The 16,088-nt window shown below is 68.1% G+C and carries 15 protein-coding genes; 7 read left to right on the top strand and 8 right to left on the bottom strand.

All coding sequences use genetic code 11. The annotated features are described in order from the left end of the window. Window positions 1-108: 108 nt before the first annotated feature. Window positions 109-2,757, bottom strand: coding sequence for a hypothetical protein (locus tag ACK4SE_RS04270; protein WP_409689112.1), 2,649 nt, complete (start codon window positions 2,755-2,757; stop codon window positions 109-111). 226 nt (window positions 2,758-2,983) lie between these two features. On the opposite strand from ACK4SE_RS04270, the gene ACK4SE_RS04265 reads away from it, so the two are divergent. Both ACK4SE_RS04265 and ACK4SE_RS04260 read left to right on the top strand, forming a co-directional pair. Next, complete coding sequence (locus tag ACK4SE_RS04265) at window positions 2,984-3,202, top strand: hypothetical protein (RefSeq protein WP_409689110.1); 219 nt, start codon at window positions 2,984-2,986, stop codon at window positions 3,200-3,202. A 57-nt stretch (window positions 3,203-3,259) separates the two neighbouring features. After that, on the top strand, window positions 3,260-3,763 hold the full coding sequence (locus ACK4SE_RS04260) for a pyridoxamine 5'-phosphate oxidase family protein (protein WP_409689108.1): 504 nt from the start codon (window positions 3,260-3,262) through the stop codon (window positions 3,761-3,763). Between the two features lie 6 nt (window positions 3,764-3,769). Here the strand turns inward: ACK4SE_RS04260 and ACK4SE_RS04255 are convergent, their stop codons facing one another. The 4 genes from ACK4SE_RS04255 to prmC form a co-directional block, all read right to left on the bottom strand. Continuing rightward, window positions 3,770-4,951, bottom strand: a complete 1,182-nt coding sequence (locus ACK4SE_RS04255; RefSeq protein WP_409689106.1) for an FAD-dependent oxidoreductase — start codon at window positions 4,949-4,951, stop codon at window positions 3,770-3,772. Window positions 4,952-4,955: 4 nt separating this feature from the next. After that, complete coding sequence (locus tag ACK4SE_RS04250; RefSeq protein WP_409689104.1) at window positions 4,956-5,615, bottom strand: DUF4893 domain-containing protein; 660 nt, start codon at window positions 5,613-5,615, stop codon at window positions 4,956-4,958. An 87-nt stretch (window positions 5,616-5,702) separates the two neighbouring features. Further along, complete coding sequence (locus ACK4SE_RS04245; protein WP_409689102.1) at window positions 5,703-6,563, bottom strand: DUF4167 domain-containing protein; 861 nt, start codon at window positions 6,561-6,563, stop codon at window positions 5,703-5,705. Window positions 6,564-6,857: 294 nt separating this feature from the next. Beyond that, complete coding sequence (gene prmC, locus ACK4SE_RS04240; protein ID WP_409689101.1) at window positions 6,858-7,739, bottom strand: peptide chain release factor N(5)-glutamine methyltransferase; 882 nt, start codon at window positions 7,737-7,739, stop codon at window positions 6,858-6,860. A 71-nt stretch (window positions 7,740-7,810) separates the two neighbouring features. Here prmC and ACK4SE_RS04235 point away from each other — a divergent pair, with 71 nt between their 5' ends. Beyond that, window positions 7,811-9,076 carry a YihY/virulence factor BrkB family protein gene (locus ACK4SE_RS04235; protein ID WP_409689099.1) on the top strand — a complete coding sequence of 422 codons (1,266 nt, stop codon included), beginning with the start codon at window positions 7,811-7,813 and terminating at the stop codon, window positions 9,074-9,076. A gap of 36 nt (window positions 9,077-9,112) precedes the next feature. On the opposite strand, the gene ACK4SE_RS04230 is transcribed toward ACK4SE_RS04235, so the two are convergent. The 3 genes from ACK4SE_RS04230 to ACK4SE_RS04220 form a co-directional block, all read right to left on the bottom strand. Continuing rightward, on the bottom strand, window positions 9,113-10,162 hold the full coding sequence (locus ACK4SE_RS04230) for a 1,9-bis(guanidino)-5-aza-nonane synthase (protein ID WP_409689097.1): 1,050 nt from the start codon (window positions 10,160-10,162) through the stop codon (window positions 9,113-9,115). Window positions 10,163-10,257: 95 nt separating this feature from the next. Further along, window positions 10,258-10,572: a cupin gene (locus ACK4SE_RS04225; RefSeq protein WP_409689095.1), complete on the bottom strand. Its 315-nt coding sequence runs from the start codon at window positions 10,570-10,572 to the stop codon at window positions 10,258-10,260. A gap of 2 nt (window positions 10,573-10,574) precedes the next feature. Further along, window positions 10,575-11,837, bottom strand: a complete 1,263-nt coding sequence (locus ACK4SE_RS04220) for a type III PLP-dependent enzyme (RefSeq protein WP_409689094.1) — start codon at window positions 11,835-11,837, stop codon at window positions 10,575-10,577. 196 nt (window positions 11,838-12,033) lie between these two features. On the opposite strand from ACK4SE_RS04220, the gene ACK4SE_RS04215 reads away from it, so the two are divergent. The 4 genes from ACK4SE_RS04215 (at window position 12,034) to phnE (ending at window position 16,017) form a co-directional block, all read left to right on the top strand. After that, window positions 12,034-13,263 carry a DUF2254 domain-containing protein gene (locus ACK4SE_RS04215; RefSeq protein WP_409689092.1) on the top strand — a complete coding sequence of 410 codons (1,230 nt, stop codon included), beginning with the start codon at window positions 12,034-12,036 and terminating at the stop codon, window positions 13,261-13,263. A 134-nt stretch (window positions 13,264-13,397) separates the two neighbouring features. Next, the gene (gene phnC / locus ACK4SE_RS04210) at window positions 13,398-14,195 is read left to right on the top strand and encodes a phosphonate ABC transporter ATP-binding protein (protein WP_409689090.1); all 798 of its coding nucleotides are present in this window, start codon (window positions 13,398-13,400) and stop codon (window positions 14,193-14,195) included. Next, a complete protein-coding gene (gene phnD, locus ACK4SE_RS04205) occupies window positions 14,192-15,193 on the top strand; it encodes a phosphate/phosphite/phosphonate ABC transporter substrate-binding protein (RefSeq protein WP_409689088.1) in 1,002 nt (333 codons plus the stop codon). Before phnC ends, phnD begins: the two co-directional genes overlap by 4 nt. Next, window positions 15,190-16,017, top strand: a complete 828-nt coding sequence (gene phnE / locus ACK4SE_RS04200; RefSeq protein WP_409689086.1) for a phosphonate ABC transporter, permease protein PhnE — start codon at window positions 15,190-15,192, stop codon at window positions 16,015-16,017. The genes phnD and phnE overlap by 4 nt, the downstream gene beginning before the upstream one ends. The last annotated feature ends 71 nt before the right edge of the window (window positions 16,018-16,088 follow it).

The raw sequence follows: 16,088 nt of genomic DNA, 5'->3' as shown, positions 1-16,088 counted from the left end.
CTCAGGAACTCGAAACAACCTCCGAAGGGGAGGCGTGAAAGGCTGGTCTACCGACCCGCCTGATGATGCGCCAGCGCGGACACCCGAAAAGGGTGCGTCAGGCCGTCATCAGGCCAGCGGCGGGGCCTCGAAGGCGTCGGCCGCCTGCCGCGCGGTGCGCCGGACGCCGGCCGACAGCAAGCCCGCGAGGCGGTCCGCATCGATCTGCGCCTGCTCGTCCCCGGCCCGGCCCGCGACCAGGTACCACTTGTACGCCTCGCCCGCATTGGCGGCCACGCCGTCGGCGCCCTGCTCGTAGATGCGGCCAAGATTGTACTGGCTGTCGGTCAGGCCGCGCTCGGCCGCCTGACGGAACCAGCGCACCGCCTGCACCTGGCTGCGATCGCCGCCCAGGCCGTCGAACAGGTAGAGCCCCAGATTGTGCATGGCCCGCACCTCGCCGCCCTGCGCGGCGCGCTCGGTCCACACCCGGGCTTCCGCCGCGTTCTGGGTCACCCCGTTGTCGCCGCCTTCATAGAGGCGGGCCAGATGAAACTGGGCCGTGACGTTGCCCAGGTTGGCCGCCCGGGTCAGGGTCTCGATCGCGCCCGCGTCGCCCGCTTCCAGCTGGGCCTCGGCCTGCTGGTACAGGGCTTCCGCCTCGCTCTCCCCGGTCGGCCGTGCGGCGGCGTCCAGGTCCGGCAGCATGGCGGCGGCCAGAAGGGTTGTCCCGCCCTCGTCGCCCGCCATGCGCGGCCCCAGGCCCGAGGCGTCCGTCAGGCGGGTGTAGCCGAACACCGCCCCCGCCAGGGCGGCCACAGCCACCGAGGCCAGAAACGCCTTCTTGATGGTGCCGCCGTCGCGTCGCGACTGGCGATCCATGCGCTCCTGCAGCCGCGACTTGCCGCCGCGCTTCAGGCCGAAGCCGCCGCTGGACGGCGCGGGCTCGGGGGTCGCCATGGCGGCGCGTGCGGCGTTGATGGTGTCGCGGGTCGCGCTGATGCGCTGGCCAGGGCCCGGCTCCACGAACTCGGTCTCGGCGGCGAAGTCGTTCTCGACCGCCAGGGCGTCGCTGACGTCGGCTCCGCCGAAAGCGCCGAAGGGCTGCGTGACCTGGGGCGCCGGCGCGGCCTCGGCCAGAACCGGCTGCTGCGCGGGTTCCGCGGATGCGGGCTCGGCCGGCGTCGGTTCGGCCGCCGCAGGCCCAGCCGCCGGCAGCCGCGCGAAAGGCTCCGCGGCGGCGGCGGTCGGCGCCGCCGCGATGTCCATCTCGCCCAGATCCTCGCCGGGCCAGTTCATGGGGTCTTCGTCGCTGAAGGCGTCGGGGAAGGCGGCGGCGCGCCAGTCGGGCTCGGGGCCCCGCGCGGGCGTTGCCGGCTCGGCCGGGCGATCCCCGACGCGCTTCTCGATGCTTTCGCGGGCCTCGGCCAGCAATCGCGCGGTGCGCTCTTCACTGAGCCGCATACGCTCAGCCAACTCGCCCGAGGCGCGGTCGTACTGCTGTTCGATCTTGTCGGACGACCGCTTGAGCCGCTCGCCGATGTCGTCCAGCGCCTGGGCCGAGCGCCGCTCGGAGTCGGAAATGCGTTCGGCCAGCCGCTCGGAGATTTTGGTGATCTCGCCGCCCAGCTTCTCGATGGCCAGGGCGTGCCGGTCTTCCGAGCGGATCAGGCGCTGCTCGACCCCCTGGGCCAGCTTGACCATGTCCTGCTCGACCCGGCGGGTCATCTCCTGGCCAAGCGCGTCGAACCGGCGGCCGTCGTCACCCTCGGCCTTGACCATGCGCTGGTTCAGGTTCTGGGCGATGCGCAGAACCTCCTTGCCCATGGTCTCGACGGCCTGGGCCGAGCGTCGCTCGGACGCCTGCACCTGTTCGCCGATGGCCAGAACGGCGCGCTCGATCTTCTCGATCCGCCCCTCGGCGGCCGCCGAGTCCAGCCGCCGCATCATCTCGGCGCGGTTGGTCTCCACCTGACGGCTCAGGGTCTCGGCCAGCTTCTCGAAGCGTGCGGCGTCGCTGGCCCCTTCGCTGCGGGGCGTGCTCTCGGCGGCGCGCATGCGCTGATCCAGCCCGGCGAAGGACTGCTCCAGCGCCCGCAGGGCGTCGGTGGTGCGGGTCTGGGCCGCGTCCAGCCGGGCGCCGACCTGGCTGAGGATCTCCGAGCTGGAGACGCGCGAGACCGCCTCCTCGGCCTTGTCGGCCCGGCCGCGCAGCTCGATGAAACCGGTCCGCTGGCGCTCTTCCAGATCATAGAACCGACCCGCCAGGGTCCCCAGCGCGGTCTCGACCTTCTTGAAGGCATCGGCGGTCTGCGGACCGGTGTCGGTCTCGAAGCGACGCAGACGGCGATGGCCCTCGCGCAGTTCCTCGGCGATGTCGTCGATGCGGCGGCCGTGGGTCCTGAACTGGTCGTCGACGTTGTCCAGGCGGTGCACCAGCCCGCTGACGGCCTGATCGACGCCGGAGATCGCGGTGGTCGAGCGCCGCTCGGACGCCTCCAGCCGGTCGGCGATCATCTCTACAGAAGCCGCGACCCGGTCCAGGGTTTCGTCCCGGCCATAGGCGTCATCCATCCGTCGCAGACGCGAACGGCGGTCGTCCCGCGGCGCGGCTTGATGCCGGCGCGGCAGGGGCGTCACCCCGTCATCCTCGTCTTCCAGGATCATCTGGTTGAGCCACTCGCCCAGGGTCATCCCCGAACGGCGCGCCAGATCCTTGGCGATCTCACGCGCCTTGGGTTCAATCCCTTTGACGCTCCAAGGCGCCGCTGCGCTCACTGATTCGTCTCCCGACCCGTTTCCATGACGCTACTCGCCCAAATCCGGGGTGTAAACGGATGGTTAACCCCAATATCTAGCGGCGCCGTCTTGTTCCTGTGGACAGTCACGCCGCCGGATTCATACCTGCGGTGATACGGTTAACGAGGCGTAAAGGGTTAACGGCCTGCGTAATCTTTCGGCAGCACTTGCCGCCTGGCGCCGCGCACGCCATCTGGCCGTCGTCATGAGCACCCTCGCCACCCTCGTTGCCCTGGCCATCGTCCTGGGCCTGACCGTCTTCAGCGGCTGGCGGGGCGCGCGCCCGCCCGATCTGATGCGGGGACCGCGCATGGTGCCGTGGCGCAGCCTGATGCTGCTGGGCATCGTCGCCTGCATCTTCCTCATCGTTCATCTGGTGAACCTGGCGGGCTTCGACACCAGCGCAGCCGGGCCCCGGTTCTGATCGGAACATAGGCCGCCGCCGCCGGTTATCGGGGCTCATCCGCAAGAGGAGCCGATCATGACCGACCATCTGGACCGCAAGGACGCCGAGGAGCGCCTGTTCAAGGCGATCGAGGACACCCGCGTGGGCATGCTGGGCGTCGCGGGCGGTGAGCCCCGGCACATGCAGCCCATGACCGCCTTCCTCGAACGCGAGGCCGGCGAGCTTTGGTTCTACACCTACCGCGACACCGACCTGGTGCGCGACGTGAACGCCTCCGGCGGCCACCACGCCATGTTCTGTCTGATCTCCAAGGACCGCGAAGTCTACGCCTGCCTCGGCGGTCACCTTGAAGAGCAGTTCGATCGCGAGCGCATGGAGCGGTACTGGAACCCGGTCGTCGCCGCCTGGTACCCGCAGGGCAAGGACGACCCCCGACTGACGCTCGTCCGCCTGCGGCTGGACGACGCCCAGATCTGGATCAGCGAGGCCGGTCCGGTGCGCTTCGCCTTCGAGATCGCCAAGGCGAACCTGACGAAAGAGACCCCCGATCTGGGCGATCGCGCCGACATCCAGTTCTGACAGACCTCAACGCGGGTCCAGCAACAGTCCCGACACTGTAGCGGCCAGCAAACGCGGCGCGACCGGCAATCGCGCCGCACGCCCCAGGACGTGGTCACGCACCCAGGGCAGCACCCGTCCGTCCGCCTGATAGAATGGCGTGAAGGCCCAGCTCAGCGCTTGATACAGCCTCACGTGCCAGCGGCGGGCGGCGGCGTAGGCGGGCAGGGCGATGGTCAGATCATCGGTCCGCGCCAGCGCCTCGGCCAGGGCGAACGCGTCCAGCAGACCCATGTTCACACCTTGGCCCAGTTGCGGGCTGGTGGAATGGGCCGCATCACCGATCACCGCCAGCCGGTCTCCATAGGGGCGCTGCAGGGTGCAGTGGGCGTAGTGCGCCAGGGTCAGATCCCCGGGCGCGGTAATGGCGTTCAGCAGGGGATCCATCTCGGGCCAGAAGCCCAGCACCGCGGCTTTCCAGGCGTCCAGCCCTCCAGCGCGCCATGCGTCGTGGTCCCGGCCCTTCAGGCTCCAGAAGATCGTCGCCAGACGCTGATCTGACCCGGGCCTGCGGCCGCATGGCAACACCCCGATCATGGTGTCGGCGCGGCGATAGACTTGCTCAAGCGCGGTGGCGTCAAAGCCCGCCCCGTCCGCCCATGGCACGGTCGCCCAGAGGGCCCCGAAGGTCAGCGGCCGACGCGGCCCCTCCAGTCCCTCGGCGATGGGTGACCGGGCGCCAGAGGCGTCGATGACCAGATCAAACTGCGGGGAGCTCCGCCCCTTGGCGTCGGTCAGACGGCCATCATTCGCCCCGACCGCAGCAAATCCGGTCTCAAAACCAACGCCCGCCGCCAGACAGGCGCCATAGAGCACCTCGAACAGCGCGGCCCGGTGCACACCCAGCGCCGCTCGCGGCTGCTTCAGGTCGGCGTAGCGCACGTCCAGAACGGTGCGATAGGTCGGCGCAGCCCGGCCGAACAGCCGCGCCACCGGCTGGCCGAGCGCCGCCACTTCGTCGGTCAGGCCCAGATCGTCCAGCACGTGCAGGCCTGTGGGCTGCAGCAGGAACCCGGCGCCGACCGGGCGCGGGGCCTCGAACCGCTCATGCACAACCACCCGCCGTCCCTGACGCGCCAGCATCAGCGCGGTCGCCAGCCCCGAAGGGCCCGCGCCGACAACCGCGATGTCGCGAGGGCCGGTGCTCACCGGCTCAGGCGGGGACCAGGTCCAGCAGGTCCAGATTGGATTCGTATTGCGGCCAGGGAATCACCAGTCGCCAACGCCGCGTTTCGATCCGCTCCAGAACGCCCACCATGTCCCGCTCCGGCCGTCGGCCATAGGAGTTGGCGGGCGGCTCGCTGGCCAGGGCCATGGAGCCTAGGAACACCATGCGCCGGTCGCTTTCGGGGAACAGCAGGCCGCCGGGGCGCTGGGATCCCGTCAGCTTGATGAATTTCAGGCCGTTCGGCGACTCCTCGACCCGGCAGGCGAACCAGCCGTAGACCACATAGCCCAGACCCTGCTCGCCTCCCTGGGATCCCAGCTTGACCGTCCGGCAGCGATAGTCGCCCACCGGCGGCGCCACGGCGCTGATCGCCGCGTTCGGGTCGATCAGCCGACCCGTAGAGGCGAGATCGCCTGAGCCTTCCTGGCGGCGCGCCTGCTCCAGCGCCAGGCTCCAGGCCGCGTCGATGCGGTGGAGCCGGTCACGGTCATGGCTGGTGATGGAGGCCCCCCAATCCGGCAGGATTCGTCCGCCACCCCCGGACGCGTCGGGCAGCGGCGGCGGGGGCGGCAGGGCCGGCGTGCAGGCGGCCAGCATGGCCGCCGAAATCAGAAGGGGCGCCAGGCCGAGGGATGGAATGCGCATGGCTTGCCTTGGCTGTTGAAAGCTGAGGCGTTTATGGCCCGGGCCGCCCGGGGGACGTCAAGTCTGGACGGCCAATATCCGATCGCCTCAGGCTTCTTCGTCCACCGTGGTCTTGCGACGCGGGGCCCGACGGCGCGCCGGTTTGTCCTCGCCCGTCTCCGGGGTGCTCTCGCTGGTTGACGTCGGTGTGGCGCGGGTCAGGAACCCGGGCAGCGCCGTTTCGGGTGACGATTCTGCTTCGGAGACCGCCGTTTCAGCGCGGCCTCGACGACGGGGCTTGGGCTGGTCGTCCGCGGAGTCTTCGACCTTGGCCGGGGGCTGAGGCGTCTCGTCCCCGGCCTGGGCCGGGCCGCCATCGGATTCATCGCGCTCGTACTGGCCCCGACGCGAGTCGCGGCGGCGCTCCCAGCGATCCCGGCGGCTTTCGCGGCGAGCGCTGTCACTGTCGTTGTCGTCGCCGGCGCGCTCGTTCTGACCCGAAGCCGGGGCTGAATTCTGGTTCCCGTTCTGACCGTGGTTCTGGTTGTTGTTCTGGCCAGATCCCTGTCCGCCCTGGTTGGGCTGCTGCGGCTGGGCCTGACGGTCCGCCGCCTGCTGCGCGGCGAGGAAGGCGGCGGCCTGGGCGCCGGACTCGTCCTCGAAATCGATGTCGAAGCCCTGACCGATCTGTTCGCGCTGGGCGATCTCCTGGAACGACCGCTGCGGCTGCAGCGCGCGCAGGACCCGGAAATAATGCTCGGCGTGCTGCAGATAGTTCTCGGCCAGAACACGGTCTCCAGCCGAGGTCGCGTCCCGCGCCAGCTGCTGGTAGCGTTCATAGACGGTCTGGGCGTTGCCCCGAACCTTGATGTTCTCGGGCCCTTGCGAGTCCCAGGAGCGGTTCGGATTGGCGCTGTTGTTGTTCTGACTGCCGCCGGGCTTCCTGTTGCGCCCGCGTTGGCGCTTCATGCCCTTGAAATCTCTCATAGACGTTACCGTGCTTGGGGCGGGTCGCCGCCTGGGGCGGTGGGACGTGCGCCGGAAATGGTCTGATCCTGCCGGCCGGGGCCGATCCCCGGCGTCCGCTGCTCGGAAAACCGTTCATCGCCCTTCGCATCACGACGCGCGGGAAGCCCCGTTAGCCGTCACGAACTCCAGTCGTCGATCGTCGGGACGGTCCCGAAGCGATGCGGATTGGTGGGAGACGAGCCAAGACTTAGCGCGCGCCGCGCCGCTTTCCAAGAGGCTTTCGCGCGAAAGCCTTCAGTTCAGCGCTGTACCCTCATGCGGATCCGGACCATTGGTGATGACCCGGTCGCGCCCGGCCAGATCCTTGACCACCTTCACGTCCTCGAAACCGGCTGCCTGGAACAGCGCCTTGACCGCCACGGCCTGGTCCCAGCCGATCTCCACGGCGAAGATTCCGTCAGCCTTCAGGATGCGCCGGATCTCGGGGGCCAGCAGGCGATAGGCATCCAGCCCGTCCTCGCCCCCGTCCAGCGCCAGGCGCGGGTCATGGTCGCGCACCTCCGGGTCCAAGGTGTCGATGTCCTTGCTGGGAATATAGGGCGGGTTGGACACCACGAGATCGAAGGCGGCGTCGGACAGGCCTGCGGTCCAGTCCGTGCGCAGGAACACCGCGCGGGTGTTCAGGTCCAGATTCGCGGCGTTCTCGCGGGCCACCGCCAGGGCTTCCTCGGACACCTCGGTGCCCAGTCCTCTCGCCGCCGGCCGTTCGGCCAGCACCGCCAGCAGGAGGGCGCCGGAGCCCACGCCCAGATCGGCCATCTCGAACGAACGCCCATCGGGGAACGCCTTCAGGCACACGTCCAGCACCGCCTCGGTGTCCGGGCGCGGCGACAGCACGTCGGGCGTCACCGACAGCATGATCTTCCAGAAACCCTTACGGCCCAGGATGCGCGACACCGGTTCGCGCTTCAGGCGCCGCTCCACATAATCCTCCATCCGCGCCAGGGCGTCCGGCTCCAGAGGGCGGTAGGGATCCGTCAGGATGTCGGTGCGCGACACCTCCGCCGCGGCCTCCAGCAAGAGGCGCGCGTCGATGGACGGACTGTCGATGCGCGCGGCTTTCAGGCGGCCTTGGGCATCCTTCCAGGCGGTCAGCAGGGTGGGGGTCTCGGTCATGGGCGCTAGATGGCCTCGCGTGCGGGACGGGGCAAGCGGGAACGGTGATCAGGCTTGGCCGTTGTCCGCTGATGGCGCGCCTTCCACGACCCGACAACAGTCTTCTTTCGGCTCTGGCCCGTTCTGGCGGCGGCGGAAGTCTGTGGCGCTGGATCGCCGCCGGCGCAGGCGGTCTGGCGGCGGGCGCTGCGGGCGCACACCTGCTGCACACGCGCGGCAACAAGCTGGTGCGCAATCTGGGCGTAGAGCCCGGCACGCGGCCCTACGAGCCTGACGCGGCCGATCCGGGTCCCGAGGACTACGATGAGAAGGAGCCGGGCCGGGGCCGTCTCGCGGCCCGTCCGTCCCACATCCCGCACAGAGGCTGGAGCGACATCCTCTGGCGCGTCGGCGCCGCCTATCTGGGTGACCGGGTCGGGTTTGTGGCCGGCGGCGTGACCTTCTTCATGGTGCTGTCGCTGTTCCCCATGCTGGCGGCCTTCGTCACCATCTACGGCCTGTTCGCCGATCCCAGCGACGCCTGGGGCAGACTGCAATTTCTCTATTCGGTGCTGCCTGCCAACATCGCGGAGTTCATCGGCGCCCAGATGCAGCGGCTGGCCGAAAATTCCGCCGGGCAGCTGACTTTCACCCTGGTCTGGACCCTCGCCCTGTCGCTGTGGACCGCTAACAACGGGGTCAAGCAACTGTTCTACGGCCTGAACGTCGCCTACAGCGAGATCGAGAAGCGCAACTTCGTGCGCTACAATCTGATCTGCATGGGCTTCACCGTTTCGGCGCTGGTCTTCGTTCTGATGACCGCCGCCATGGTGATCGGCGTGCCGGTGGTGCTGGACCTGTTCGGCCTGCGCGAGGAATGGGCCTATCTCGCCCCCCTGCGCTGGCCTCTGCTGTTCGCCGGCTATGTCTCCGCCCTGACGCTGATCTATCGTATGGGGCCCTGCCGGTCGCGCGCGCGCTGGCGCTGGCTGACGCCCGGCGCCCTGACGGCCGCGACCCTCAGCGTCCTGACCTCGTTCCTGTTCAGCTGGTTCCTGAGCAACTTTGTGCGCACCGACACCTATGGTCCTCTGGCCGCCATGATGGCGTTCCTGTTGTGGACCTGGGTGACCGTGCAGATCATCCTGATGGGCGCCGAGCTCAACGCCGAGATCGAGCATCAGACCGCGCTGGACACCACCACCGGCGCTCCGGTTCCGCTCGGGGAGCGGGGCGCCGTAATGGCCGACACCATCGGCGCCCAGAGGGGACATCCGGCGGCTCTCGCCTTTACCCTGAAACATGCCGAGGCGCTGTCGGATCGCCTGATGCGCCGCCGCCGTCACCTCAAGGACTAGGAAAAAGGCCCCGGCTTTCACCGGGGCCCCTTCAGATCAGGCGAACAGTTTCTGCCAGCGGCGCTTCTCGCGGTTTTTCCAGGCGCCCCGGTGATAGGCGTCCGAGCCGATCAGCGGCACCACCGTGGTGGCCTCGGCGAAGACCATCTGCTCGTGGGTGGTCTGGACCTTGCCCCACGAGGCGGCTTCCTTGAGCGTGGACGACGAACAGGCGCCGTCACGCACGTCGGCCACGGTGATCTGCACGGCGTATTTGTGCATCTCGGCCTCGACGCCGAGGATCTCGGCGCACACCACGGTGTCCTGGGCGAAGTTCTTGGGCACGCCGCCGCCCACCATGAACAGGCCGGTGACGCCCGCGGCGATCTTGATGTCGGTCAGTTCGCGGAAGTCGGCGATGGCGTCCAGCATCATGTAGGGCTGGCCGGCGGCGGCGCGCTCCTTCTGGTGCTTGACCAGACCGAAGCCGGCCGAGGAGTCCACGAACGCCGGGCAGAAGATCGGCACGCCTTCTTCATAGGCGGTCTGGATCAGGCTGCCCTCTTTCTTCGCGTTGCCCTCCGAGAGCCACTTGCCCATCTCCCAGATGAACTCACGGCTGGAATAGCCGCGCGGCTCCAGCCGGTTGGCGATCTCCAGGATGGTGTGGTCGCAGGCCTGAAGCTCTTCCTCGTCGATATAGGTGTCGTAGATGCGGTCGATGTAGTTCTCGCGCAGCACATTGTCGTCCACCTCGCCGGCGGCCTGATAGTGCTTGAAGCCCAGGGCCTCGAAGAAATCCATGTCGACGATGGAGGCTCCGGTGGCGACCACGGCGTCGACCATGCCGAACTTCACCATGTCCCGGTACACGTGCATGCAGCCGCCGGCCGAGGTCGAGCCGGCCAGGATCAGCCACGGCGAGCAGTCCTTGTCCTCGATGGCCATGTTGAAGATGTCGGCGGCCCGGGCCGTATCTCGGCTCGAGAACGACATCTTGCGCATGGAATCGATGATCGGACGGGCGTCGAAGGACGTGATGTCCACGTGCTCGACGGTGTTCTGGAGCAGTTGGGCTTTCTGGTTCGACTGAACGGGAGCGTTCATAGCAAGGGTTTCCCTTTGGTTTGAGCGCCCGTCTCTAGAAAACCGCGGGCCAGGACGGAGCGACCGACCCACGAATTGGTTCAATATCAGGCGACTTACTCGCTGCCCTCGCGTTCTATTACAAGAATGCGCGCTGCTCCGACGGGGTGGGCGACGTGTTCGTCGCCTGCCTCAGCGAAACAGGCGTCGCCTGCCTCCAGGCGCTGCACGCCTTCATCGCCGTCCTTCCGCCAGTGCATGTCGACCGCCCCGGTCATGACGATGAAGACTTCCGCACCGTCGTTGACGTGCCACCGATAGGGCTGGTCCGTCCAGTGAAGGCGAACCGTCGTCGCATCGACCTGTCCAACGTCGAGAGCGCCCCATGCACGGTCAGCCTGGAACGCGTTCAATCCCGAGATGAACTTCAAGGCTACTTCCTCCGGCGCTTTTGCCCGGCCTTACCCTTTGGACGTGACAGACGTACGACCTTGCGGGCGTTCTCCTCGGCCGTGGTGCGCACGGTGGGGATGGAGCGCGGGGCCAGACCATACAGCGAGGCCATGGGGGCGTCCTCGACCACGGCGATGTCGTGCACGCCGTAGCCGTTGAAGCCGGTGGACATGGCCACCCCGTAGGCGCCCAGCATGCCGATCTCGATGTAGTCGCCTTCGCGCACATCGGCGGGCAGGTAGAACGGCCCCGGCATGTGATCGATGGAGTCGCAAGTCGGGCCATAGAAGCGGAAGGGCTTCAGTTCGCCCGCGCTGTCGCCGTCCCGCACCAGCTTGACCGGGAACGGCCAGCGCGAGTGCGTCGCGTCGAACAGCGAGCCATAGGATCCGTCGTTCAGATAAAGGGCGTCGCCCTTGCGCAGTTCGACCTGGCACAGGATCGAGGACGATTCCGCCACCAGCGCGCGGCCCGGCTCGCACCACAGTTCGGTGGTCTCCGAAACCGGCATCTCGTTGAAGCCGCGATGGATGGCGTCGGCGTATTCCTGCATGTCCGGCGGGACCATGCCCGGATAGACCGACGGGAAGCCGCCGCCCACGTCGACGATGTCCACGAACACGCCCGCGCGGGTGATGGCGCGGCCGACCTGGGCCATGGCCGCCTCGTAGGCCGAGGGGCGCATGCACTGCGATCCCACATGGAACGAAACGCCCATCAGGCCGTCCACTGTCGCCTGGCGCACGGCCAGCAGCAACGACGGCGCATCGTGCGGCGCCACGCCAAACTTGCCGGACAGGGTATAGGCCGCGCCGTCCGCCGACACCGCCATGCGCACCATCAGGTTCAGATCCTTCGCGCCACCGGTGGCGTCGAGAATTTTCTGAAGCTCATCGTGGCTGTCGAGCGCGAAGGTGCGGACGCCGTGGTCGAAATAGCCCTTGGTGATGGCCGACCGGCCCTTGACCGGGTGCATGAAGGCCAGACGCGCGTCGGCGCTGACCGAACGCACCAGTTCGATCTCGGATAGGGAAGCCACGTCGAACGCGGTGACGCCCGCCTCGATCAGGGTCTCGATGACCCACGACGAAGGGTTCGCCTTGACGGCGTAAAAGACCTCGGCCTTCAGATTGTCCTGGAACCAGCGTGCCGCTACGGAAACAGAGCGCGGCCGCACAAGTGCGACGGGACGCTCGGGGGACCGCTCACGGACCAGGTCCAGGGGCATGTGGTACGTGCGCAATTCACGTAACCCCCTGTTGATTGTTAACCCAGACCGGCGTTAGCGGCGCAAGCATAGGGACCTACGGGGTCCGCCGGAGAGCGCGACATAAGGTTCATGGCCTGTCATGTAAAGTGACAATTTCAGGGCGCGTTCCGATGTTTGTCGGGAGCCGCCAGCCGATCCGGCGCGTTGCAGGCCCCAAGGGAGGCCTTTCATGGACCGATGGTTGTTCGCGTGGCGGCGGCTCGAGCGCCGCATGTGGTTTCGCGCCTCGCTCTATGCGCTGGTGGGCGTGGCGGTGGCCCTCCTCGCGGTCGCTGGCGCGCCCTGGGTTCCGTCCGCCATGGCGGACCGTCTGGGGGGCGAGTCGGTCGAGGAGATCCTGACTATCCTGGCCTCAAGCCTGCTGGTGGTGGCCACGTTCTCCCTGGGCGCCATGGTGACGGCCTATACGGCGGTGTCCTCTGCGGCGACACCGCGCGCCGCCGCCCTGGTCACGGGCGACGAGGGGACCCAGAAGGCGCTGGCGACCTTCGTGGGCGCCTTTCTCTACGCCATCGTCGGCGTGACCGCAGTCAACGCCAACTATTACGGCGCTGAGGGCCGGGCGATCATCTTCATCGTCAGTCTGTGTGTTGTGGCCCTGGTGGCGTTTCGCCTTCTGGCCTGGATCGGTCGGCTTTCCGATCTGGCGCGTGTGGGACACATGATCGGGGTGGTTGAGAAGTGCGCGGCCGACGCTCTGGCTGACCGGGTGCGACGCCCGCGCCTGGGCGGCGTGGCGGGCGTGGTGGAGAGCGGCTTCGAGATCACGGCGCCGGACACCGGCTATGTCCAGAACGTCGATCCTGACAGGCTCGCCGATGCCGCCAAAGCTCTGGACTGCCGGGTCCAGGTGCTGATCATGCCCGGCGCCTTCGTCTTGCGTGGCGATCCCTTGGCCCGGCTGGACCAGTCGGACTGCGCGGAGAAGGCCCGGCGCCGGTTCCTGTCCGCCTTCACCATCGGACATAGTCGATCTTTCGATCAGGATCCCCGCTATGGGCTGATCGTGCTGGCGGAGATCGCTACGCGCGCTCTGTCGCCGGGGGTCAACGATCCCGGCACAGCCATTCAGGTGGTGGGCGCCGGAGTGCGCCTTCTGGACGGCTGGGCCCGACCGGTTGCGGAGGCAGACGACATGCCCGAGCCATGCGCGCGGGTTCTCGCCCCCGCCCTCGATGCGGAGGATCTCATGATCGACGTTTTCGAGCCGATCGCCTTTCACGGAGGCGGCGATCCGGCGGTGCTGATCCGTCTGCGAAAGGGCCTGGCGGCGCTCTCTGCAGTCTCCCCTGACCTGGCTTTGTCTGCGGCCGGGATCGACGCGCGGCTGCTGGCGCGCGCCAGGACCACCCTGCCGTCGCCTCAGGACCTCCAGACGGTGGAGAAGGCGCTGGACTAGGTCCGTGCAATCCGCCGCACCGGCCGCACTGGACGGGGCGTGGCCCGTCGTGTCATTAACGGGTCATTCGCGCCCGCCACAAAGGGTGCTTGCCCTTCGAACTTGCCCGTTCCCAGCAGCCCCCTGACGCGTTCATGAGCTCCCAGATCGCCGCCGTCGCAGATGTGCGCGACGTGTCCAAGACCTATGGCGCGCGCAAGGCGCTCAATGGGGTGACGGTATCTGTCGCGCCCGGTGAAATGGTGGCCCTGATCGGCCCGTCCGGATCAGGCAAGTCCACCCTGCTGCGGTCTATCACGGGCCTGATTCCCATCGACGGCGGCAAGGGCACGATCAGCGTATTCGGTGAAACCGTGCAGCAGAACGGGCGCCAGGCGTCGTCCGTGCGTCGCACCCGGGGCAAGCTGGGCTTCATCTTCCAGCAGTTCAATCTGGTGGGTCGTCTGACCCTGTTCTCGAATGTGATGCTGGGGGCGTTGGGCCGTTTGCCCGCATGGCGCGGCGTGTTCGGCCTGTGGCCGCCCGAGGACAAGGCCCGGGCCATGGCGGCCCTGCACCGGGTCGGGGTCGCGGACTATGCCGGCCAGCGCGCCAACACCCTGTCCGGCGGCCAGCAGCAGCGCGGCGCCATCGCCCGCGCCATCGTCCAGGGGGCGAAGGCCATCCTGGCCGATGAGCCGGTGGCCTCGCTGGATCCCGTCTCGGCCCGCAAGGTCATGGAACTGCTGGTCGAACTGAACCGCCGCGACGGCATGGGCGTGCTCGTCACCCTGCATCAGGTGGACTACGCCATCCGCTACTGCGAGCGCGTCATCGCCCTGAAGGCGGGCGAGGTGGTCTATGACGGCCCCTCGGCCCAGTTGGACCGCGCCACCCTCATCGATATCTACGGTCCCGAGTTCGAGGACGCGTTCTGGGAGACTCAGGCATGAGCCGCGCCATCACTCGCCGCCTCGCCGTCGCCGCCTCGGCCATCGCCCTGGCCGCCTTCACCGCCTCGTGCGGCCAGGGCGGAACCGACGCCGACGGTGTTCCGACCGAGATCACCTTCTCCATCCTGTCAGCCGAGAGCCAGACGGAGTCGGGCCCTCTGTGGGAGCCGCTGCTTGACGACATGGAGGCGGAAACCGGCGTGCGCGTTCGCCCCTTCTTCGCTAGCAACTACAACGCCCTGATCGAGGCCATGCGCTTCAATCAGGTGCAGGTGGGCTGGTTCTCGGCCCTGCCGGCGCTTCAGGCCATCGACCGGTCACAGGGCGAAGTCATCGCCCGCACCGTGGATGTGGAGGGCAACGACAGCTACACCTCCACCCTGATCGTGCGGCGTGGCTCGGGCATCACCCTGGATCAGGTTCTGGCCTGCGACCGGCGGCTGACGTTCGGTCTCGGCGACGCCCAGTCCACCTCGGGCACCCTGGCGCCCATGACCTATCTGTTCAGCCCCCGCGGCATCGAGCCCAGCGACTGCTTCCGCACCGTGCGCTCGGCCAACCATCAGGCCAACTCGTTCTCGGTGGCCACCGGCGTGCTGGACGTCTCCACTTCCAACTCGGTCAACACGATATTCCTGACCCGGAACAACCCGCAGATCATCGCGCAACTGGAGACCATCTGGGAATCGCCGCCGATCCCGGAATCCGGCATCGTCCTGCGGTCCGACCTGGACCCGGCCCTCAAGGAGCGCATCCGCAGCTTCTTCCTGACTTACGGCCAGGGCGAAGGCCCCGAGGCCGAGCGCCAGCGTCAGGTTCTGGCCCAGCTCAACTACTCCCAGTTCCGCGCCGCAGACGGAAGCTATCTGGACCCCATCCGCGAGATGCGCGCCGACCAGGCCCTGCGCGAGGCCACCGCCTCGGGCGACCAGGCCGGCATCGCTGCGGCTCAGGCCCAGCTGTCCGAACTGCGCGCCCGTCGTGAGGTCACGCCTTGACCACCACGCCGCTGCCGCCCGGAACGATCCCTGAGCCCCCGGCCCGTTCGGCCGGGGCCTGGGCCCTGGACATCCTGCTCTGGGGCGGCCTTCTTCTGCTGCTGCTGATCAGCTTCGGCCCGGTGGACATGAGCCGCCTGCCGCTGCTGTTCACCAACACCGACAACATTCGGCTTTACGGGCGCGAGTTGCTGAATCCGCCCATGCCCTGGGACAACCCCGCCCTCTGGGCGCGGCTGGTGGGGCAGATGTGGCTGACCATCCAGATCGCCCTGTGGGGCACTTTCATCGCCGTTTTTCTGGCCATCCCGCTCGGCCTGGCCGCAGCGCGCAACATCGCCCCCAACTGGATGGTCTGGCCGATCCGCCGGGTCATGGACATTCTGCGCTCCATCCCGGACCTGGTCATGGGCACCCTGTTCATCGTGGCCGTCGGCCTGGGACCGCTGGCGGGCGTGCTGGCCATCGCGCTGAACACGGCGGGGGTTCTGGCCAAGCTGTTTTCCGAGGCGGTGGAGTCCATCGACCACGGCCCGGTCGAGGGCGTGCGCGCCACCGGTGCGGGGCGCCTGCACGAGATCGTCTGGGGGGTGATCCCCCAGGTGGCGCCCCTGTGGACTTCGTTCGCCCTGTACCGGTTCGAGTCCAACAGCCGCGCGGCCACGGTGCTGGGCCTGATCGGCGCCGGCGGCATCGGCCAGTTGCTGTTCGAGAACATCCAGTCGTTCAACTATGCGACGGTTTCGGCCATCGCCATCGTCATCGTCATCGCCGTCAGCCTGATCGACATGCTGTCCCAAGCCATGCGAAAGCGCTTGCTGTAACCGAACCGTCATCGGCGCGCCGACGCCATGTCACGTGCTCCGGGTAAGGACAGTTTGAAATTCATATACGA

The sequence above is a fragment of the Brevundimonas sp. genome (genome assembly GCF_046293315.1).
GTDB lineage: Bacteria > Pseudomonadota > Alphaproteobacteria > Caulobacterales > Caulobacteraceae > Brevundimonas.
Note: the sequence above shows the minus strand (reverse complement) of the source record. Positions and strands in the feature narration are given on the sequence as shown.

What these genes read in the sequence shown, in the direction of transcription:
- ACK4SE_RS04265 (WP_409689110.1), top strand. Translation starts at nt 2,984, where the DNA reads ATGAGCACCCTCGCCACCCTCGTTGCCCTGGCCATCGTCCTGGGCCTG.
- ACK4SE_RS04260 (WP_409689108.1), top strand. Translation starts at nt 3,260, where the DNA reads ATGACCGACCATCTGGACCGCAAGGACGCCGAGGAGCGCCTGTTCAAG.
- ACK4SE_RS04250 (WP_409689104.1), bottom strand. Translation starts at nt 5,615, where the DNA reads ATGCGCATTCCATCCCTCGGCCTGGCGCCCCTTCTGATTTCGGCGGCC.
- ACK4SE_RS04245 (WP_409689102.1), bottom strand. Translation starts at nt 6,563, where the DNA reads ATGAAGCGCCAACGCGGGCGCAACAGGAAGCCCGGCGGCAGTCAGAAC.
- prmC (WP_409689101.1), bottom strand. Translation starts at nt 7,739, where the DNA reads ATGACCGAGACCCCCACCCTGCTGACCGCCTGGAAGGATGCCCAAGGC.
- ACK4SE_RS04235 (WP_409689099.1), top strand. Translation starts at nt 7,811, where the DNA reads ATGGCGCGCCTTCCACGACCCGACAACAGTCTTCTTTCGGCTCTGGCC.
- ACK4SE_RS04230 (WP_409689097.1), bottom strand. Translation starts at nt 10,162, where the DNA reads ATGAACGCTCCCGTTCAGTCGAACCAGAAAGCCCAACTGCTCCAGAAC.
- ACK4SE_RS04215 (WP_409689092.1), top strand. Translation starts at nt 12,034, where the DNA reads ATGGACCGATGGTTGTTCGCGTGGCGGCGGCTCGAGCGCCGCATGTGG.
- phnC (WP_409689090.1), top strand. Translation starts at nt 13,398, where the DNA reads ATGAGCTCCCAGATCGCCGCCGTCGCAGATGTGCGCGACGTGTCCAAG.
- phnD (WP_409689088.1), top strand. Translation starts at nt 14,192, where the DNA reads ATGAGCCGCGCCATCACTCGCCGCCTCGCCGTCGCCGCCTCGGCCATC.